At 66.7% G+C, this 17,157-nt stretch carries 20 protein-coding genes; 8 read left to right on the top strand and 12 right to left on the bottom strand.

Annotation, left to right across the window (positions count from 1 at the left end):
• Nucleotides 1-13 precede the first annotated feature (13 nt).
• Together AC1RJ9_RS07955 and AC1RJ9_RS07960 are read right to left on the bottom strand one after the other, a co-directional pair.
• A complete protein-coding gene (locus AC1RJ9_RS07955; RefSeq protein ID WP_492837720.1) occupies nucleotides 14-913 on the bottom strand; it encodes a tetratricopeptide repeat protein in 900 nt (299 codons plus the stop codon).
• Between the two features lie 97 nt (nucleotides 914-1,010).
• Nucleotides 1,011-1,514 carry a prolyl-tRNA synthetase associated domain-containing protein gene (locus AC1RJ9_RS07960; RefSeq protein ID WP_492837719.1) on the bottom strand — a complete coding sequence of 168 codons (504 nt, stop codon included), beginning with the start codon at nucleotides 1,512-1,514 and terminating at the stop codon, nucleotides 1,011-1,013.
• 269 nt (nucleotides 1,515-1,783) lie between these two features.
• On the opposite strand from AC1RJ9_RS07960, the gene AC1RJ9_RS07965 reads away from it, so the two are divergent.
• Entirely contained in the window at nucleotides 1,784-2,530 is a 747-nt protein-coding gene (locus tag AC1RJ9_RS07965; protein ID WP_492837718.1) for a DUF6065 family protein, read from the top strand.
• Here AC1RJ9_RS07965 and glmM read toward each other — a convergent pair.
• Nucleotides 2,527-3,873, bottom strand: coding sequence for a phosphoglucosamine mutase (gene glmM / locus AC1RJ9_RS07970; RefSeq protein ID WP_492837717.1), 1,347 nt, complete (start codon nucleotides 3,871-3,873; stop codon nucleotides 2,527-2,529). The two genes, AC1RJ9_RS07965 and glmM, sit on opposite strands and share 4 nt — an antisense overlap.
• Before the next feature lie 160 nt (nucleotides 3,874-4,033).
• Here glmM and glmS point away from each other — a divergent pair, with 160 nt between their 5' ends.
• On the top strand, nucleotides 4,034-5,869 hold the full coding sequence (gene glmS, locus AC1RJ9_RS07975; protein ID WP_492837715.1) for a glutamine--fructose-6-phosphate transaminase (isomerizing): 1,836 nt from the start codon (nucleotides 4,034-4,036) through the stop codon (nucleotides 5,867-5,869).
• 25 nt (nucleotides 5,870-5,894) lie between these two features.
• Here glmS and AC1RJ9_RS07980 read toward each other — a convergent pair whose 3' ends face one another.
• Nucleotides 5,895-7,070 carry a class I SAM-dependent methyltransferase gene (locus AC1RJ9_RS07980; protein ID WP_492837714.1) on the bottom strand — a complete coding sequence of 392 codons (1,176 nt, stop codon included), beginning with the start codon at nucleotides 7,068-7,070 and terminating at the stop codon, nucleotides 5,895-5,897.
• 129 nt (nucleotides 7,071-7,199) lie between these two features.
• Between AC1RJ9_RS07980 and AC1RJ9_RS07985 the strand changes: the two genes are divergently transcribed.
• Entirely contained in the window at nucleotides 7,200-7,721 is a 522-nt protein-coding gene (locus AC1RJ9_RS07985; protein ID WP_492837712.1) for a GNAT family N-acetyltransferase, read from the top strand.
• Here the strand turns inward: AC1RJ9_RS07985 and AC1RJ9_RS07990 are convergent.
• The gene (locus AC1RJ9_RS07990; protein WP_492837710.1) at nucleotides 7,718-8,191 is read right to left on the bottom strand and encodes a nuclear transport factor 2 family protein; all 474 of its coding nucleotides are present in this window, start codon (nucleotides 8,189-8,191) and stop codon (nucleotides 7,718-7,720) included. The genes AC1RJ9_RS07985 and AC1RJ9_RS07990 overlap by 4 nt on opposite strands.
• A gap of 14 nt (nucleotides 8,192-8,205) precedes the next feature.
• Nucleotides 8,206-8,616: a YkvA family protein gene (locus tag AC1RJ9_RS07995; protein ID WP_492837708.1), complete on the bottom strand. Its 411-nt coding sequence runs from the start codon at nucleotides 8,614-8,616 to the stop codon at nucleotides 8,206-8,208.
• Nucleotides 8,617-8,671: 55 nt separating this feature from the next.
• On the opposite strand from AC1RJ9_RS07995, the gene AC1RJ9_RS08000 reads away from it, so the two are divergent.
• Nucleotides 8,672-9,454 carry an SDR family NAD(P)-dependent oxidoreductase gene (locus AC1RJ9_RS08000; protein ID WP_492837707.1) on the top strand — a complete coding sequence of 261 codons (783 nt, stop codon included), beginning with the start codon at nucleotides 8,672-8,674 and terminating at the stop codon, nucleotides 9,452-9,454.
• A 148-nt stretch (nucleotides 9,455-9,602) separates the two neighbouring features.
• Here AC1RJ9_RS08000 and AC1RJ9_RS08005 read toward each other — a convergent pair whose 3' ends face one another.
• The 3 genes from AC1RJ9_RS08005 to AC1RJ9_RS08015 all read right to left on the bottom strand — a co-directional run bounded on the left by AC1RJ9_RS08005 (nucleotide 9,603) and on the right by AC1RJ9_RS08015 (nucleotide 11,367).
• Nucleotides 9,603-10,196, bottom strand: coding sequence for a CC0125/CC1285 family lipoprotein (locus tag AC1RJ9_RS08005; protein WP_492837706.1), 594 nt, complete (start codon nucleotides 10,194-10,196; stop codon nucleotides 9,603-9,605).
• Nucleotides 10,197-10,293: 97 nt separating this feature from the next.
• Nucleotides 10,294-10,926: a LysE family translocator gene (locus AC1RJ9_RS08010; protein WP_492837705.1), complete on the bottom strand. Its 633-nt coding sequence runs from the start codon at nucleotides 10,924-10,926 to the stop codon at nucleotides 10,294-10,296.
• A 33-nt stretch (nucleotides 10,927-10,959) separates the two neighbouring features.
• Complete coding sequence (locus AC1RJ9_RS08015; RefSeq protein ID WP_492837704.1) at nucleotides 10,960-11,367, bottom strand: MAPEG family protein; 408 nt, start codon at nucleotides 11,365-11,367, stop codon at nucleotides 10,960-10,962.
• A 187-nt stretch (nucleotides 11,368-11,554) separates the two neighbouring features.
• On the opposite strand from AC1RJ9_RS08015, the gene AC1RJ9_RS08020 reads away from it, so the two are divergent.
• From AC1RJ9_RS08020 to AC1RJ9_RS08030, 3 genes are all read left to right on the top strand, one after another.
• A complete protein-coding gene (locus tag AC1RJ9_RS08020; RefSeq protein WP_125157233.1) occupies nucleotides 11,555-11,755 on the top strand; it encodes a KTSC domain-containing protein in 201 nt (66 codons plus the stop codon).
• A gap of 92 nt (nucleotides 11,756-11,847) precedes the next feature.
• Complete coding sequence (locus tag AC1RJ9_RS08025; protein WP_492837703.1) at nucleotides 11,848-12,225, top strand: hypothetical protein; 378 nt, start codon at nucleotides 11,848-11,850, stop codon at nucleotides 12,223-12,225.
• Nucleotides 12,207-12,701: a hypothetical protein gene (locus AC1RJ9_RS08030; RefSeq protein ID WP_492837702.1), complete on the top strand. Its 495-nt coding sequence runs from the start codon at nucleotides 12,207-12,209 to the stop codon at nucleotides 12,699-12,701. The genes AC1RJ9_RS08025 and AC1RJ9_RS08030 overlap by 19 nt, the downstream gene beginning before the upstream one ends.
• Before the next feature lie 42 nt (nucleotides 12,702-12,743).
• On the opposite strand, the gene AC1RJ9_RS08035 is transcribed toward AC1RJ9_RS08030, so the two are convergent.
• From AC1RJ9_RS08035 to AC1RJ9_RS08045, 3 genes are all read right to left on the bottom strand, one after another.
• Entirely contained in the window at nucleotides 12,744-13,970 is a 1,227-nt protein-coding gene (locus tag AC1RJ9_RS08035) for an argininosuccinate synthase (RefSeq protein WP_492837701.1), read from the bottom strand.
• 97 nt (nucleotides 13,971-14,067) lie between these two features.
• Entirely contained in the window at nucleotides 14,068-14,430 is a 363-nt protein-coding gene (locus AC1RJ9_RS08040) for a hypothetical protein (RefSeq protein WP_492837700.1), read from the bottom strand.
• Between the two features lie 15 nt (nucleotides 14,431-14,445).
• Nucleotides 14,446-16,449, bottom strand: a complete 2,004-nt coding sequence (locus AC1RJ9_RS08045; RefSeq protein ID WP_492837699.1) for a potassium transporter Kup — start codon at nucleotides 16,447-16,449, stop codon at nucleotides 14,446-14,448.
• A 199-nt stretch (nucleotides 16,450-16,648) separates the two neighbouring features.
• Here AC1RJ9_RS08045 and AC1RJ9_RS08050 point away from each other — a divergent pair, with 199 nt between their 5' ends.
• Nucleotides 16,649-17,089, top strand: coding sequence for an Rrf2 family transcriptional regulator (locus AC1RJ9_RS08050; RefSeq protein ID WP_492837698.1), 441 nt, complete (start codon nucleotides 16,649-16,651; stop codon nucleotides 17,087-17,089).
• The last annotated feature ends 68 nt before the right edge of the window (nucleotides 17,090-17,157 follow it).

Here is a 17,157-nt window from a genome sequence, read left to right on the forward strand (position 1 = left end):
CTCCCCTTTTTCTCTAGCTGAACAGGATCGACGACAGCTTGCGTCGACCCTGCTTGGCGACTTCGGAGGTCGGTCCCGCGGCCTCGAACACCGTCAGGAGTTGCTTGCGGGCCGCGTCGTCGTTCCAGGCACGGTCGCGTGCGATGATGGCCAGAAGGTGGTCGGCGGCGTCCTGCAGGCGACCGGCCCCGGCCAGGGCCTTGGCCAGCTCCAGGCGGGCCTCGTGGTCGTCTGGGTCGGCGGCCAGGCGCTGTTCGAACTCGGACGTCTCGGACGGGGCGTCTTCCGCGAGCGCGAGCGCGGCGCGGGCGGCGTCCAGGTCGGGATCCTTGGCGTCGGCCGGAGCCATGGCCACCACCTCGGCCGCGCCCTCCAGGTCGCCGCCCAGCAGATAGGCGCGGGCCATGCCGCCCAGGGCCTTGATGTTCTCGGGATCGGTCTGCAGGGCCTGGGCGAAGGCCTGGGCCGCGCCGCCGATGTCGCCGATCTCCAGGGACTCCTTGCCCAGGGCGATCAGGTCGTCGATGGCGCTGGGGCCGGCCGCGCCGCCCAGCTTCTCGACGAAGGCCTTGACCTGGCTCTCGGGCAGGGCGCCCTGGAAGGCGTCCACCGGGCGGCCATCGACGAAGGCGTAGACGGTCGGGATCGACTGCACGCGCAGCTGGCCGGCGAAGCCGGGATTGGCGTCGACGTCGATCTTGACCAGCTTCACCGCGCCCTTGGCGGCCGTGACCACCTTTTCGAGGGCGGGCGTCAACTGGCGGCACGGGCCGCACCAGGTGGCCCAGAAGTCGACGATGACCGGCTGGATCTTCGAGGCCTCGATCACGTCGGCCATGAAGCTGGCGTCCGTGCCGTCCTTGATGTGTTCACTTTTCGCCGGTGCGGCGGGCTTTTCGCCGATCAGGGACATCGGGTCTCTCGTGTACTCAAGGTGGGAACGCTCGAAGCCGCAAGATGGTCCTTCAAGGGCCGCCGCGCAATGTCCTGTTCGCGTATCAGGCGAAGCTTCAGACCACTTCCATCGCCGCGAAATCCACGATCATCGGCTCGACGCCCAGCGCCGCCAGGAACTTGCGGAAATCGGCCTGGGACACCGCCGTGGTGGCGTCATTGCTTAAGGGGTGGAAGTTGACCGGATCGCTGTCCGCCAGGGCCTTGTCGAGCACGAAGCGCACCCGCCGCCCGGCGTCGTTGATCAGGCCGAAGGCGGTGACCGAGCCGGGCGTCACGCCCAGGGTCTCGACCATCATCGCCTCGGGACCGAACGACAGCCGGCCCGAGCCGATCACCGTGTGCAGGCGCTTGAGGTCGATCGTGGTCTCGCCCAGGGCCGAGATCAGCCACAGCTGGCCCTTGGCGTCCTTGAGGAACAGGTTCTTGGTGTGGCCGCCGGGCAGGGCCTGCTTGATCTCCAGCCCCTCCTCGACGCGGAACACCGGCGGATGGTCGAGGGTCGAGTGCTTGACGCCATGCGCGTCGAAGAAGGCGAAGAGGTCGGTTCGGGTCTTCATGAGAGGCTGTTTAACGGCCGAATGGAACACCTCCAATTCCAAAAAGCCGCCCTCCCCGGCGAATGCCGGGGTCCAGATTCGTCCGGATCGGTTTGGGTGTTCGCGCCTATCTCCAGTGCTCAGGCGATCGACGTTTTGGGTTCGATCTGGGCCCCGGCGTTCGCCGGGGAGATCGGTTGGAGGTGTCATCAGTTCGCGACGCTGGACGGCCTCGCCTCGCGAGCGCTAGACCAGACGATCAGGGTAGGAAAACAAGGACGAAGGCCGGCATGGAACTGGAGTGCTATCCCACCGAGAACCGTCCGCCGGAGATCGTGCCGGGGCGGCCGCAGCGCGCCTGGATGGACCGGTTCGCCGATCGCCATCCCTATCGCTGCCTGCCGCTGACCATGGCCAACACCACCGGCTGGGACATCCTCTGCCCGGTCGGCTTCTCGATGACCTGGGATGGCGGGGCGCACCAGGAGTGCATCAAGTTCCAGCCCGACCATCCGTATCCGGGCTTCACCGACTTCGTGAAGTCGCACTTCACGCGCGGGGTCGTGACCTTCCACACCGGCTATCTGTTCCGCACGCCGCCGGGCTGGTCGTTGATGACCATGGGGCCGCCCAACCACATCAAGGACGGCATCCAGCCGCTGGCCGGCGTGATCGAGACCGACTGGCTGCCGTTCCCGTTCACGATGAACTGGATGTTCACCCGCCCCGGCACGGTGCGGTTCGAGAAGGGCGAGACCTTCTGCTTCATCATGCTGATCCAGGACAAGCCGATGGAGGCCTTCCAGCCGGTGATCAAGTCGATGAACGCCAATCCCGAGCTGCGCCGCCAGTACGATGTCTGGGCCGAGAAGCGCAGCGAGTTCAACAAGCTGATCTTCAAGCGCGACCCCGAGGCCACCAAGGAGGCCTGGCAGCGCTTCTACTTCAAGGGCGAATACCCCGAGGAAATCGCCGCCGAGGCCCCCAGCCACCACGTCAACAAGCGACGGATGAAGGCCCCGAAGGTGGGGGTCTAAGCCGCCTTCACGGCGCTCACGATCGACTTCACGACCTTCTTGACCAGGGCCGGGTCGTCGCCCTCGGCCATGATGCGGATCAGCGGTTCGGTGCCGGAGGCGCGCACGACGATGCGGCCGGCGCCGTTCAGCTGGCTCTCGCCGTCGGCGATGGCCTGCTTCACCGCCTTGGCCTCCAGCGGCTTGCCGCCGGCGAAGCGAACGTTTTCCAGGAGCTGCGGCACCGGCTCGAACTGGCGGCCGAGCGCGCTCATCGGCTGGCCGGTCTGGACCATCACGGCCAGCACCTGCAGGGCGGCGATCAGGCCGTCGCCGGTGGTGGAGAGGTCCGACAGGATCAGGTGGCCCGACTGCTCGCCGCCGAGGTTGAAACCGCCCTCGCGCATGCGCTGCATGACATAGCGGTCGCCCACGGCGGTGCGCTCCAGGCTCAGGCCCAGGGCGTTCAGCTGGCGCTCGAGGCCCAAGTTGGACATGACGGTGGCCACGACGCCGCCGCCCTTCAGGGTTCCGGCGCTGGTCAGGGCCGCGGCGATGATCGCCATGATCTGGTCGCCGTCGACGACCACGCCCTTCTCGTCGCAGATCACCAGGCGATCGGCGTCGCCGTCCAGGGCGATGCCGATGTCGGCGCGATATTCGCGCACCATCCTGGCCATGGCCTCGGGATGGGTCGAGCCGCATTCGGCGTTGATGTTGGTGCCGTTCGGGGCCACCCCGACCGGGAACACCTCGGCGCCCAGTTCGTACAGGGCGTCGGGCGCCACCTTGTAGGCCGCGCCGTGGGCGCAATCGACGACGATGCGCAGGCCCGACAGGTTCATGTGGCGCGGGAAGGTCGCCTTGACGATCTCGATATAGCGGGCCTGGGCGTCGTCGATGCGCTTGACGCGGCCCAGGTCGCGGGGGGCGGCCAGGCCTTCTTGCAGGCCCTCGTCCATCAGGGCCTCGATCTTCAGCTCCTGCTCGTCGGAGAGCTTGTAGCCGTCGGGGCCGAACAGCTTGATGCCGTTGTCGGCGAAGTCGTTGTGGCTGGCCGAGATCATGATCCCGAGATCGGCGCGCATCGAGCGGGTCATCATCGCCACGGCCGGCGTCGGCAGGGGACCAAAGAGGCGCACGTCCAGACCCACGCTGGTCAGGCCGGCGACCAGGGCCGGCTCGATCATGTAGCCCGACAGGCGGGTGTCCTTGCCGATCACCACCAGGTGCCGGCGCTCGTCCTGCGAGCGGAACAGCTTGCCGGCGGCGAGGCCGACGCGCAGGGCCACCTCGGCCGTCATCGGATGCTTGTTGGCTTGGCCCCGGATGCCGTCGGTGCCGAAATAGGCGCGCTTGCTCATGGTCTTCGTATCGTCTCTTTAGGGCCGTGCTTCGGACCCGAAACGATCCGAAATGCAGATTTACGGGAGACGGCGTTTAGCGGGTGCTAAAGGCCGCTTTCGTAATCCTCGCGCGGCTAGGGATAATCCTGTCGGCGCGTTCTACAAGGGATCATGGCCCATGTGCGGCATTATCGGCATCGTCGGAAAACAACCCGTCGCCGACCGTCTGATCGAGAGCCTCAAACGCCTCGAATATCGGGGCTATGACTCCGCGGGCGTCGCGGGCGTCGTTGGCGGCTCCAATGGCGAAACGAGGGTCGAGCGCCGTCGGGCCAAGGGCAAGATCAAGGCGCTGGAAGCGGTGCTGACCGAGGACCCGCTGGTCGCCACCGTCGGCATCGGCCACACCCGCTGGGCCACCCACGGCGCGCCCAATGTCCAGAACGCCCACCCGCAGACCGCCGGTCGCGTCACCCTGGTCCACAACGGCATCATCGAGAATTTCGCCGAGCTGAAGGCCGAGCTGGCCGCCGCTGGCCGCGCGTTTTCCAGCGACACCGACACCGAGGTGATCGCCCACCTGATCGACGCCGAGCTGGCGACCGGCCTGCCGCCGCTCGAAGCCTTCAAGGCGACCCTGGACCGCCTGACCGGCGCCTACGCCCTGGCCGTGCTGATCGAGGGCGAGGACAACCTGATCCTGGGCGCCCGCCGCGGCAGCCCGCTGGTCGTCGGCGAGGGCCAGGGCGAGATGTTCCTGGGCTCGGACGCCCTGGCCGTCGGCCCGTTCACCAACCGGGTGATCTATCTGGACGAGGGCGACTACGTGGCCCTGGATCATGACAGTCACCGCATCTTCGACGCCAGCGGCGCGGCCGTGACGCGGCCCGTCCGCGTGGTGCCGACCTCGGCGGTGATGCTGGAGAAGGGCAACTACCGGCATTTCATGGAGAAGGAGATCCATGATCAGCCCGAGGGCTGCCAGCGCACGATCGCGGCCTATGTCGACACCCTGACCTCGAAGGCGGCCGTCCCGGGCGACATCGACTTCGCCAAGCTCGAGCGCATCCAGATCGTCGCCTGCGGCACCTCCTATATCGCCGGCGTCGTGGGCAAGTACCTGATCGAGCAGCTGGCCGACCTGCCGGTCGATGTCGAGATCGCCTCGGAGTTCCGCTACCGCACCCCGGCCCTGCGGCCGGGCTCGCTGGTCGTCGCCATGTCGCAGTCGGGCGAGACCGCCGACACCCTGGCCGCCCTGCGCTACTGCAAGGCCAAGGGCATGAAGAGCGCGGTGGTGGTCAACGCCCAGGAATCGACCATGGCCCGCGAGGTCGACGTGGTCTGGCCGATCCACTGCGGTCCCGAGATCGGGGTCGCCTCGACCAAGGCCTTCACCGCCCAGGTCAGCGTGATGATCGCCCTGGCCATCGCCGCGGCCAAGGCGCGCGGGACGATCGGCGACGCCGAGGAGCAGCGCCTGGTCAAGGTGCTGCTGGAGGCGCCGCGCCTGATCGCCGAGGCCATCGGCCTGGAGGACGCCATCAAGGAGATCGCCGCCGACGTCGCCAAGGCGCGGGACGTGCTCTATCTCGGCCGTGGCCCGATGTCGGCCCTGGCCCTGGAAGGCGCGCTGAAGCTGAAGGAGATCAGCTACATCCACGCCGAGGGCTACGCCGCCGGCGAGCTGAAGCACGGCCCGATCGCCCTGGTCGACGACCAGACCCCGATCGTCATCCTGGCGCCTTACGACAGCTATTTCGAGAAATCGGCCTCCAACATGAGCGAGGTGATGGCGCGCGGCGGCCAGGTGATCTTCATCACCGACACCGAAGGCGTGAAGCACGCGCCGGCGGGGGCGAAGGTGGTGGTGACGGCCCCGGCCTCGGACCCGCTGGTCTCGACCCTGGTGATGTCGGCCCCGATCCAGCTGCTGGCCTACCACGTGGCGGTGGTGAAGGGCGCGGATGTCGACCAGCCGCGCAACCTCGCCAAGTCGGTGACGGTGGAGTGAGGCTAGTCCTCCCCGCTGGGGAGGATCAGGCTTTCAGCAGGTAGTCCCGCGTCAGCGGCGTGGCGTCGCGCTTCTTGGCCAGCTGGATCTGGAAGACCATGTGGCCGCCGTGCCGGAAGCCCAGTTCGGCGCCGGCCAGGTAGAACTCCCACATCCGCCGGAAGCGGGCGTCGAACATCGTCGGGATGTCCGGATCGGCCATGAACCGCTCGCGCCAGATGCGGCAGGTCTCGGCGTAGTGCAGGCGCAGGATCTCGACGTCGGTGATCCACAGGCCCGCATGCTCGATGGCCGCGACGATCTCCGACAGGCCGGGAATATAGCCGCCCGGAAAGATGTACTTCTGGGTGAAGGCGTTGGTCGCGCCCGGTCCGTGCATCTTGCCGATCGAGTGGACCAGGGCCACGCCGTCGTCGTCCAGCAGCTTGGCGATGGTCTCGAAATAGGTCCGGAAATTCGGCGCGCCGACGTGTTCCAGCATGCCGACCGAGACGATGCGGTCGAACTTTTCATCCAGGTCGCGATAATCGGTCAGGCGGAAGTCGGTCTTGTCGGCCAGGCCCGCCTTCTCGGCGCGTTCCTTGGCCAGGGCCAGCTGTTCAGTCGACAGGGTCACGCCCGTCATCCGGGCCCCGAAGTCCTTGGCGAGCGTCATGGACAGCCCGCCCCAGCCCGAGCCGATGTCCAGCGTCTTCATGCCCGGCTTGATCAGCAGCTTGCGGCCGATCAGGGCCTTCTTGGCCGCCTGGGCCTCCTCCAGCGTCATGTCCGGACGCTCGAAATAGGCGCAGCTGTACTGCATGTCGGTGTCGAGGAACCGGCGATAGAGGTCGTTCGACAGGTCGTAGTGGTGCGAGACGTTGCGGCGCGAGGCCACGCGGTCGTTGACCTGCTGGATCCGCCGCTTCAGCGCCTTGCGGAAGCGGGTGAAGGCCGAGCCGCGCTTGGGCTTGCGACCGCCGCTCTCGCCGACGATGGTCAGGAGGTCCGAGATCGAGCCCTGTTCGAAGACGATGTCGCCTTCCATATAGCCTTCGCCGAGGCCCAGGCTGGGATTGGCCAGCCGGCGCAGACCCCGGCTGTTGATCCGGATGGCCACGGGCGGCCCCGTCCCGTCCCCCGCCTTGATGACGCGACCTCCCGGCAGGTGCGCCGTGAAATCGCCGGTCTTGATCATTTTGGAGAGCAGGGCTTCGATCATCCCACCAACTTAAGCTCAAGTTCGGCCGCGACAACCTGTCGCACACGGAGGAAGCGCCATGTCGATCGTGATGACGCCGATCGGGCAGGTCCGGGGCGGCGGGCCGCTGGAGACCATGGAGGCGTCCCGGTGAGCCGCGCGGATCTCGTCGTCTCCAAGGCCGGCCCCGAAGAGGCGCCGATCATCGCCAATCTCATGCAGCTCTATATCCACGACTTCTCGGAGCTGTGGTTCGACCGGGAGGTCGAGGGCGAACTGGAGCCGGACGGTCGCTTCTCGGACTATCCGGGGCTGGACGCCTATTGGACCGACCCGACGCGCGAGGCCTGGCTGTTCCGGATCAGGGGCCTGCCGGTCGGTTTCGCCCTGGTCAACGATGTCGCCCATTCGGCGACTCCGGTCGACCGCGCGGTGGCCGAGTTCTTCATCGTCCGCAAACATCGCCGGCGCGGGGTGGGCCTGGCGGCCGCCCACGCCTTGTTCGGCACGGCCTGGGGCCTCTGGGAGGCGGCGGTGGTCCGGCGCAACGTCGGGGCGCTGGCCTTCTGGCGGCAGGCGGCGGCGAGCTATCCCGGCGTCCGCGACCTGGTCGAGGAGGACCACGACGACGCCCTGTGGAACGGCGCGGTGCTGCGGTTCCGGGTGGGTTAGAGCTCGCGCAGCTCGGGGCAGGCGTTCGGTTCTGCGGTCCAGCTGATGCTGTCGATCTTCCAGGCGCCGTCCGTCTGTTTGACAAGCGTGAAGATGTCGATGCCGCAGTGGATGGTCTTGCCGTCCTTGCTGACCTCGTAGGGGGCGGTGACGGTGGCCAGGGCGCCGCGGCGGATGATCACCGGCGACCACATCCATTCCTTGACCCCGGTCGGAGTCTGCTTGCCGAAGCTGTCCTCGAAGCCGAAGCGGCGCATCGCCACGCTGCCGTCGGGCTTGCTGGTCAGCGACATCAGGCGGGCTTCGGGCAGCAAGGTGGCGCGCATGGCGGCCGCGTCACCGGCTTCCAGCCCGTCGAAGAAGGCCTGGGCCGCGGCCAGCACCGCTCTGTCCTCGGCGTCGGCGGAGGGCGGCGGGGCGGGGCTCTGGGCCAGGGCGGCGGCGAGCAGCAGGGCGGCGGGCAGGGACATGGCGGCTTCCAGGCTCAGGCGTCGCGGGACAGGCGCTGCAGGAAAGCCTGCGCAGCCTCCTTGTGGCGCGGCTTGACGGTCTTGCCGAGGATGGCGACCAGGGCCGCGATCACGGCCGCGTCATCGGTGAAGCCGATCACCGGCAGGATGTCGGGAATGGCGTCGGTCGGCAGGACGAAATAGGCCAGGGCCGCCAGCATCATGCCCTTGGCCGCCGTCGGGGTGTCCGGATCGCGGGCGGCCCACCAGACCGACAGCGCGTCGGCGGCGAACGGCACCTTCGTGGCCATCTTGCGGATCTTGGGCAGGAAGCCCTTCTCGACCCGCTCCTCGTTCAACTGCACGGTGACGGGCGCCAGAGCCTTCTTCGGATCCAGCACCTCATTGACGTTTACGTCGGGGGACGGTTTGGCGTCGCGGCTCATCGGTTTAAACCTTTGCTCAACAGCGAGCTTAAACGCAAACCCGCAGGAAACGTCCATGAAACTCGACAACACCGTCGCCGCCGTCGTCACCGGGGGCGCTTCGGGCCTCGGCGAGGCCACCGCCCGCGCCCTGGCCGCCCAAGGCGTCAAGGTCGCCATCTTCGACATGAACGAGGCCCGCGGCGAGGAAGTCGCCAAGGACATCGGCGGCGTGTTCTGCAAGGTCAACGTGACCAGCGACGCCGATGTCGACGCCGGCTTCGAAAAGGCCCGCGCCGCCCATGGCCAGGAGCGGATCCTGGTCAATTGCGCCGGCACCGGCAACGCGGCCAAGACCGCCAGCCGCGACAAGACCACCGGCGAGACCAAGCACTTCCCGCTCGACGCCTTCGACCGCATCATCCAGATCAACCTGGTCGGCACGTTCCGCTGCATCGCCAAGTCGGCCAAGGGCATGCTGGACCTCACGCCGCTGGAAGACGGCGAGCGCGGCGCGATCGTCAACACCGCCAGCGTCGCGGCCGAGGACGGCCAGATGGGCCAGGCGGCCTATTCGGCGTCGAAGGGCGGCGTGGTCGGCATGACCCTGCCGATCGCCCGCGACCTGATGGGCGAGGGCATCCGCGTCAACACCATCCTGCCTGGGATCTTCAACACCCCGCTGATGAACGGCGCGCCCGAAGCGGTGAAGGCGGGCCTGGCGGCCTCGGTGCCGTTCCCCAAGCGCCTGGGCAATCCCGAGGAGTACGCCCAGCTGGCGGTGACCATGATCACCTGCGGCTACTTCAACGGCGAGGACGTGCGTCTCGACGGCGGCATCCGCATGGCGCCGCGGTAAGGAAGAAGCTCCTCCCCCTTTATGGGGGAGGTGTCGGCGCAGCCGACGGAGGGGGCGCGGTGCACGGATTCTGTGCGCCGGCTCCCCTACCGTCACGGCGCGTATTCGCGCCGCGCCACCTCCCCCAGGAGGGGGAGGAAGTTTATGGCTACTTGCCCGGAACCGGCCGCTGGATGCTGCTGGCCAGGTTGGCCATGATCTCGCGGGCGTCGTAGGCGCGCGGGTCGCCTTCCGGCTTCTTGCCCTTGTGCATCACGATCTCGGCCCCAGCCTCGAAGCGCTCGACGGTGCGGATCTGGGCGCGGTCGGCGAAGAAGGGGTCGCCCCAGAAGGGGTCCCAGCTGCGCCAGCCATAGGCGCCGCCGTAGTAACGCCAGGACGGGCGCCAGTAGCCGTAGGGATAGCCGTAGCCAAAGCCCGGACGCATGAACGGATCGGGCTCGACATAGGAGCGCGAGGTGCGGTCGGTGCGGTGGTCGGCGGTCTCGAACCAGTCGTAGCCCTGCTGCACGGTCAGCTCGGCCGACCGATAAAGCAGATAGCGCTCGACCGTTTCGCGCGAGGTCAGGCTGTTGCCGGCGAACGACACGCGGTAGCGGTCGCCTTCCAGCTTCTGCTCGGAGAAGCCGCCGGCGGACGAGCTGGCGGACATCTTGGGTTGATACGGCGTCGGCGTGGCGCAGGCCGACAGGCCGGCCGCGATGACCAGCGCCGCGGCGATGGCGACCTTTTTCATGGACATGATCTGCTCCTTCAAGCGGAGTCCTTGGTACTTGAGATAACTCTGGCGAGGCTTTGTGGTTTCGCCAAGGCGAAGTTTGCGGCGCCACGGAAATCTTTCAGCCTCTCGACAAGATAAGTACGGCCGCCGTGATCAGAAGGACGCCGACCAGGATCGCGAATCCGCGGCGAAATCCCGGCTCGTTCATGCGGGTCGACAGGGCCGCTCCGCCCAGGCCGTAGGACGACATGCTGATCAGGTCCATGCCGATGGTGGCGCAGGCGAACATGATCAGTTGCGGGGCCAGCGGCCGCTTGATGTCCAGGAACGGCGGCAGCACGCCCGAGAAGAACAGCAGGATCTTCGGATTGGCGATCTGGACCATGAAGCCGTCGAGGAAGGCCGAGCGCCCCGCCCGCACCGTGGCCGTGGCGTGGCTTTCGATGTTCCTGATCCCCGCCCATAGCGATTTCAGCCCCAGCCAGACCAGATAGGCCGCCCCGGCCCAGGCCAGGATGTGGAAGGCCTTGGGGAAGGCCAGGATCAGCGCGCCCAGGCCCAGGGCCGAGCCGGTGAACCAGACCAGGGTGGCGGTGTTCATGCCCACCACGCTGATCAGCGCCGCGCCCTTGCCGCGCTCCATGCCGGTGGCGATGGCGAACAGGTTGGCCGGCCCCGGCGTGATGGCCATGACGAACATGGCGACCAGGAAGGCGCCGTAGCGGGCGGGATCGACGGGCAGGTGGTCCATGGCGCGGGTATAGCCCCCCGCGCCATGGCTGAGCTAGGCGCCGACGACGGCGAGAACGTAGATCGCCCGGCCCAGGGCGCCGAACAGCAGCACGGCGGTCGCCAGCGCCTGGATGGTGAAGCCGAGTTCGCGCTTCTTCGGATCGGCGGCGTAGCCAAGGGCGTAGAGGATCCGGCCGATGATCCAGACCACGCCCATGGCCGCCGCGAACAGGTCGTTCCAGTAGATGGCGAACAGCCACAGCGAGGGCAGGTAGATGACCAGCCACTCGACGGTGTTGGCCTGGATGCGCAGGTGGCGCTCCAGTTCGGGATGGCCGGTCATGGCGGGGGCGTCGATCCCGGTCCGGCGGCGCGCGCCGGGGATGCGCAGGATCATCCAGACATAGACCAGCAGCGAGACCAGGGTGACGATCGCCACGAGCGCGTGGGATTGGTGCATCTTGTGTTCCTCTCGCGGACTGACGCCGCCTCGGGGGAAACCCTAACCGTATTCGTCCTGAGTTTGCACGCGTCCCGCCAACCCCTAGAGCACGGCCGTCGCCTTCGCCGCGCGTGGCGCTCTGGAACCCTCCTGGCGCTCATTCGCTCGTAAGGCTGACGATCCTCATTCGCGGAGGCTTGAAGCCATGCGTGTGGACTCCACGGCGATCGCCGAAATCGACTACACCCCCGAACACGGCAAGCTGTTCGTTACATTCCGCGATGGCGACGCGTACGTCTATGTCGGCGTCCCCGAGCGGATCAGCCAGGCCTTCCTGCGGGCCCCGTCGAAGGGACGGTTCTTCCAGCGGATCATCCGGGACCGGTATCCGTACAACCGGGTCTAGGCGATCAGTCTCACCATTGCTCTCCATGGTAGAGCTTGATATTGAGGGATGTGGATCGAGATCAGCCCTTAACGGCGGACGCCTTTCTCCGAATGGTGGAGGGCAAGCGCGCCGTTGCGGGGGCGATGGTCAATGATCGGCTAGCCTGCCGCGAAGCATGGATGGCGGCGGGATATGGGATCGAATTCGCGCTCAAGGCACTGATCATTCGGCGGGAACGGCTCAATTCATGGCCCTCGAAGGACAGCCGACCCGAGCTCTACACGCATAGTTTGCGTGAGCTATTTAAGGCGGCGGGTATCGATTTGAAGGCCGCGCCGAAGGCTCTGCGAGGCTCGCTGCGCACGGTCTTGGACTGGAACCGGGCTCACGAGTATACTTCTGGCAAGATGAGCCGGGCTTATGCACGAGGTATGGTTGCCGCAGCCTTTGATCCGGAAGGAGTGGTGGCTTGGTTGAGCAAGCTGTGATCGAGATAGAGCGGAAGCTCAAGGCGGGGCGGGAATATGCCGCCGCGTTAAAAAGGCTTGGCTTCACGCCCGATGCGCTTCTTTGGGCTCACGTCGGCGCCGAGGACAAGGGCGCGTCAGGCGCTGAAATGGAGCTGTTGATCGTGTCGAGCTGGGTCGATCAGGTTGGCCCCAAGGCGATCTACGACCTGTTGTTCGAGGCCTACGATCTCAGCGCGACCCCGAAAGAAATCGATCCATTCGTGGTGTCTCTGTTCAGCCCAAAGACGCAGGTCGCCCTTGATCTTCGCGGTGCGATGGATACGACGCGAAAGAAGGTCTCCAGCGATTTTCGGCCGATGTTCGTGCTGGGGATGCTGGACTATTACACGGTCCCTGATTGGATCATTTTGTATCGGGCCTCTAAGTCCAACCAGTTCGAGGATTTGCGGCGGTTCCACGCCTTTCAAAACAACGTCGCGCAACTGGCCGCCTAGATAGGTCGCGCCGCCGGATCTCTGCTCCGGCGGCGCGACGTCTCACCCGCGCCGGTCGCGCTTGGCCAGGACGCGCAGGCGCAGGGCGTTCAGCTTGATGAAGCCGCCGGCGTCGCGGTGGTCGTAGGCGACCTTGCCTTCCTCGAAGGTGACCAGGTCCTGGTCGTACAGCGAGTAGGGGCTGGTGCGGCCGATGACGGTGACATTGCCCTTGTAGAGCTTCACGCGCACCTGGCCGGCGACCTTGTCCTGGCTGTAGTCGATGGCGGCCTGCAGCATCTCGCGCTCGGGCGAGAACCAGAAGCCGTTGTAGACCAGCTCGGCGTACTTCGGCATCAGCTCGTCCTTGAGGTGCATGGCGCCCCGGTCCAGCGTGATGCTCTCGATGCCGCGGTGGGCGGCCAGCAGGATCGTGCCGCCGGGGGTCTCGTAGACGCCGCGCGACTTCATGCCGACGAAGCGGTTCTCGACCAGGTCCAGCCGGCCGATGCCGTTGTCGCGGCCCAGCTCGTTCAGTTTGGTCAGCAGGGTCGCCGGGCTCATCTTCACGCCGTCGATGGCGACCGGATCGCCCTTCTCGAAGTCGATGGTGATGACGGTCGGCTTATCCGGCGCGTCCTCGGGCGAGATCGTGCGCATGTGGACGAACTCGGGGGCCTCGACCGCTGGGTCTTCCAGGACCTTACCTTCCGACGAGCTGTGCAGCAGGTTGGCGTCGACGCTGAACGGCGCCTCGCCGCGCTTGTCCTTGGTGATCTGGATCTGGTGCTTCTCGGCGAAGTCCAGCAGGGCCTCGCGCGACTTGAAGTCCCATTCGCGCCAGGGGGCGATCACGGTGATGTCGGGTTCCAGGCCATAGTAGCCGAGCTCGAAGCGGACCTGGTCATTGCCCTTGCCGGTCGCGCCGTGGCTGACGGCGTCGGCGCCCATCTTGCGGGCGATCTCGATCTGCTTCTTGGCGATCAGCGGACGCGCGATCGAAGTGCCCAGCAGGTACTGGCCTTCATAGACCGTGTTGGCGCGGAACATCGGGAACACGAAGTCGCGCACGAACTCCTCGCGCACGTCCTCGATGAAGATGTTCTCGGGCTTGACGCCGGCGGCCAGCGCCTTGGCGCGCGCCGGTTCGATCTCCTCGCCCTGGCCGAGGTCCGCCGTGAAGGTGATGACCTCCGCGCCGTACTCCGTCTGCAGCCACTTCAGGATGATCGAGGTGTCGAGACCGCCCGAATAGGCGAGCACGACCTTTTTCACGGACTTGTCGGCCATGGGCGGGGTCCTTTCGGAGAGAAACACAAAGTCGCGCGCCTTCAACGGCGAAAGGCGACGCGGGTCAAGGGCAAATAGGGGTGGCTGCGGCCGACCCCTAAAGCTGACCCTCTTCCTGCAACGTCTTAATGACGAACCGCAGGTGGAAAAGCTGGCTCAGGGCCAGGCTGGCGCCCAGCGTGGCGCGGACCAGGAAGATGATGATCGCTTGCATGGGATCGTCGGTGAACGTCGCCTGGGTCGCGGTGAACGACAGCAGGACGAGGATCGACAGCAGCGGGATGCTCAGCAGGCCCACGCCCTTGGGCGCGCGGACGGAGGGCTTGCCGTCGCGCCCCCACAGCATGGGGACGAGGACGTCCTTGGGGATCCGCTTCCACGCGCCCTGGGCGGTGGCGGCGATGATGGCCAGGGCGGCGATCGACAGACCGTCGCCCAGCACGCGCAGGGTCGTTTCCATGCCGGATACTAACTCTTAAACCGTGACCTGGGCGCCCAGCTCGACCACGCGGCCCGGCGGGATCTTGAAGAAGTCCGTCGGATTGGCGGCGTTCTTCATCAGATAGATGAACAGGCGGTCCTGCCAAAGCGGCATGCCGCTGTTGGCCGACGGCACGATCGAGCGGCGTCCCAGGAAGAAGCTGGTGGCCATGATGTCGAACTTCAGCCCCTGCTTGCGGCAGACCGCCAGCGCCTTGGGGATGTTGGGGCTTTCCATGAAGCCGTAGTTGACGATGACCTTCTTGAAGTCGTCGTTGACCTTCTCGATCGTCACCCGGTCCTCTTCGCGGACGCGCGGCGTCTCGGTGGTGCGGACGGTCAGGATGACGTTGCGCTCGTGCAGCACCTTGTTGTGCTTGAGGTTATGCATCAGCGCGACCGGGGTCATGTCCGGGTCGGAGGTCAGGAAGATCGCCGTGCCGGGCGCGCGGTGCGGCGCGCGGGCGCGTAGGATCTCCATCAGGTCGACCAGGGGGACGCTGTCGCGGCGGGTCTTGGCGGTGAGGATGTTGGCCCCTCGCGTCCAGGTGGCCATGATCAGGACGAGGGCCGCGCCGAACACCAGCGGCAGCCAGGCGCCGTCGGGAATCTTCAACATGTTCGAGGCGATGAACACGCTGTCCAGCGCCACCAGCGGGATCAGCAGCAGGCCAGTCTGCCACAGCGGCCACTTCCACACGCGGCGGATGACGACATAGGCCAGCAGGGTGTCGACGAACATCGCGCCGGTGACGGCGATGCCGTAGGCCGAGGCCAGCTTGTGCGAGCTGCGGAAGGCGAACAGCAGCACCAGCACGCCGATCAGCAGGAACTGATTGACCGCCGGCACGAAGATCTGGCCGGCCTGGGTCTCGGACGTCCGCTTGATCTCGATGCGGGGCAAGAGGCCCAGCTGCACGGCCTGCTGGGTCATGGAGAAGGCGCCGGTGATCACCGCCTGGCTGGCGATGACGGTGGCGACGGTGGCCATCAGCAGCACGGGCCAGTAGGCGAAGCTGGGCACCATCTCCCAGAACGGATTGTGGCGGGCGGCCGGGTGATCGAGGACCAGAGAGCCCTGGCCCAGATAGTTCAGGGCCAGGCACGGGAACACCAGGCACAGCCACGCGGCCTGGATCGGGCGCTTCCCGAAGTGGCCCATGTCGGCATAGAGCGCCTCGGCCCCGGTCACGACCAGGAACACGCTGCCCAGGATCACGAAGCCCAGGAAGCCGTTTTCGAGCAGGAAGCGCACGCCGTACCAGGGATTGAAGGCGCGCAGGATCGAAAGATCGTCGGCCAGGTGGTAGGCGCCCAGCGCCCCCAGAATCAGGAACCAAACGGCCGTGAACGGTCCGAACAGCGAGGCCATCCGGTGGGTGCCCTTGGCCTGGACGGCGAACAGCAGGATGAGGATGCCGGCCGAGATCGGCAGGATGTAGGGCGTCAGGGCGTGGCCGACGCCGGGCGCGTCCTTCAGGCCCTCCACCGCCGACAGCACCGAGATGGCCGGGGTGATGATGCCGTCGCCATAGAACAGCGCCGCCCCGACCACGCCGAGGAAGAAGACCACCATCGAGCGCTTGCCGCCGGTCTTGCCGAGCGCCTTCTGGGCCAGGGCCATCAGGGCCAGGGTGCCGCCCTCGCCCTTGTTGTCGGCGCGCATGAAGAAGATGACGTACTTGATCGTCACGAACAGCGTCATGGTCCACAGGACCAGCGACACGACGCCCAGCACCGCGTGCTCGGTCGCCGTGGTGCTGCGCGAATGGGCCAGGGCCTCGCGCAGGGCGTAAAGCGGGCTGGTGCCGATATCGCCGAAGACGACGCCGATCGAGCCCAGCGCCATGGCCAGGAAGCCATGGCCCTTCGCGTCATGGCCGTGACCATTGCCGTTCGGCGGTCCGCCGTCCTGATGAGGGATGTCGGTGGATGTTGGCGCGCAATCCAAACTGGACGCGCTGGCGGAGTTGGAAGCGCCGGGGGCTTCGGAAGCCATTCAATCCCTCCGGGCGCCCTCGCAAAACGCCAGGAGCCGACCCATATCGCGATCAAGCGCGGCGCGATACACCCAAACCGCGGCCGATACAATGATCACCCGACGTCGCCCTGAGGACTCCCTCAAGGAGATTTTGCTTCGAGGCTGAGCCAGTTTTCAGTTGAACGCGCGGGCGGCCACCTTACGTTCCCGGGTAGATATGTCTGACAGCCAGAAATTTCCCGTCGCGGCTCACGCCCTCGCCTACTTGGCGCACAAGGAGGCGTTTTCGGCTGACCGCGCCGTGGCCAGCGCCGAACTGGCCGCTTCGGTCCCGACCAATCCGGTCGTGGTCCGTCGCGTCACGGCCATGCTGGGCAAGGCCGGGCTGATCGGCGCGCGGGCCGGGGCCAATGGCGGGGCCTGGCTGCTGAAGCCCGCCGACACCATCACGCTGGACATCGTGCTGAAGGCCGTCAACGGCTGCGCCCACCTCGGCGTCGCGCCCAAGGGCGTCAAGGGCTGCCCGGTCGGCGAGAAGATCCCCGACGCCGTCCGCGCCGCGATCACCGCCGCCGATCGCGCGGCGCACGACCGCCTGAGCCAGATCACCGTCGCCGACCTGCTGCACGGCGCCCACGCGGCTATCGAGCCCTGCTGAGCCTATCCGGCTAGCGCTCTATCAGCAGCGCTAAATTCGACTCATAGAAAAATTGCACCCGTTGTTGT

The sequence above is a fragment of the Caulobacter sp. GW822-FHT07D08 genome, from assembly GCF_058798735.1.

Bases quoted from the DNA above. Each gene is read 5' to 3' on its own strand.
- AC1RJ9_RS07955 (WP_492837720.1), bottom strand. From the start codon at position 913: ATGTCCCTGATCGGCGAAAAGCCCGCCGCACCGGCGAAAAGTGAACAC.
- AC1RJ9_RS07960 (WP_492837719.1), bottom strand. From the start codon at position 1,514: ATGAAGACCCGAACCGACCTCTTCGCCTTCTTCGACGCGCATGGCGTC.
- AC1RJ9_RS07965 (WP_492837718.1), top strand. From the start codon at position 1,784: ATGGAACTGGAGTGCTATCCCACCGAGAACCGTCCGCCGGAGATCGTG.
- glmM (WP_492837717.1), bottom strand. From the start codon at position 3,873: ATGAGCAAGCGCGCCTATTTCGGCACCGACGGCATCCGGGGCCAAGCC.
- glmS (WP_492837715.1), top strand. From the start codon at position 4,034: ATGTGCGGCATTATCGGCATCGTCGGAAAACAACCCGTCGCCGACCGT.
- AC1RJ9_RS07980 (WP_492837714.1), bottom strand. From the start codon at position 7,070: ATGATCGAAGCCCTGCTCTCCAAAATGATCAAGACCGGCGATTTCACG.
- AC1RJ9_RS07990 (WP_492837710.1), bottom strand. From the start codon at position 8,191: ATGTCCCTGCCCGCCGCCCTGCTGCTCGCCGCCGCCCTGGCCCAGAGC.
- AC1RJ9_RS07995 (WP_492837708.1), bottom strand. From the start codon at position 8,616: ATGAGCCGCGACGCCAAACCGTCCCCCGACGTAAACGTCAATGAGGTG.
- AC1RJ9_RS08000 (WP_492837707.1), top strand. From the start codon at position 8,672: ATGAAACTCGACAACACCGTCGCCGCCGTCGTCACCGGGGGCGCTTCG.
- AC1RJ9_RS08005 (WP_492837706.1), bottom strand. From the start codon at position 10,196: ATGTCCATGAAAAAGGTCGCCATCGCCGCGGCGCTGGTCATCGCGGCC.
- AC1RJ9_RS08010 (WP_492837705.1), bottom strand. From the start codon at position 10,926: ATGGACCACCTGCCCGTCGATCCCGCCCGCTACGGCGCCTTCCTGGTC.
- AC1RJ9_RS08015 (WP_492837704.1), bottom strand. From the start codon at position 11,367: ATGCACCAATCCCACGCGCTCGTGGCGATCGTCACCCTGGTCTCGCTG.
- AC1RJ9_RS08020 (WP_125157233.1), top strand. From the start codon at position 11,555: ATGCGTGTGGACTCCACGGCGATCGCCGAAATCGACTACACCCCCGAA.
- AC1RJ9_RS08025 (WP_492837703.1), top strand. From the start codon at position 11,848: ATGGTGGAGGGCAAGCGCGCCGTTGCGGGGGCGATGGTCAATGATCGG.
- AC1RJ9_RS08035 (WP_492837701.1), bottom strand. From the start codon at position 13,970: ATGGCCGACAAGTCCGTGAAAAAGGTCGTGCTCGCCTATTCGGGCGGT.
- AC1RJ9_RS08040 (WP_492837700.1), bottom strand. From the start codon at position 14,430: ATGGAAACGACCCTGCGCGTGCTGGGCGACGGTCTGTCGATCGCCGCC.
- AC1RJ9_RS08045 (WP_492837699.1), bottom strand. From the start codon at position 16,449: ATGGCTTCCGAAGCCCCCGGCGCTTCCAACTCCGCCAGCGCGTCCAGT.
- AC1RJ9_RS08050 (WP_492837698.1), top strand. From the start codon at position 16,649: ATGTCTGACAGCCAGAAATTTCCCGTCGCGGCTCACGCCCTCGCCTAC.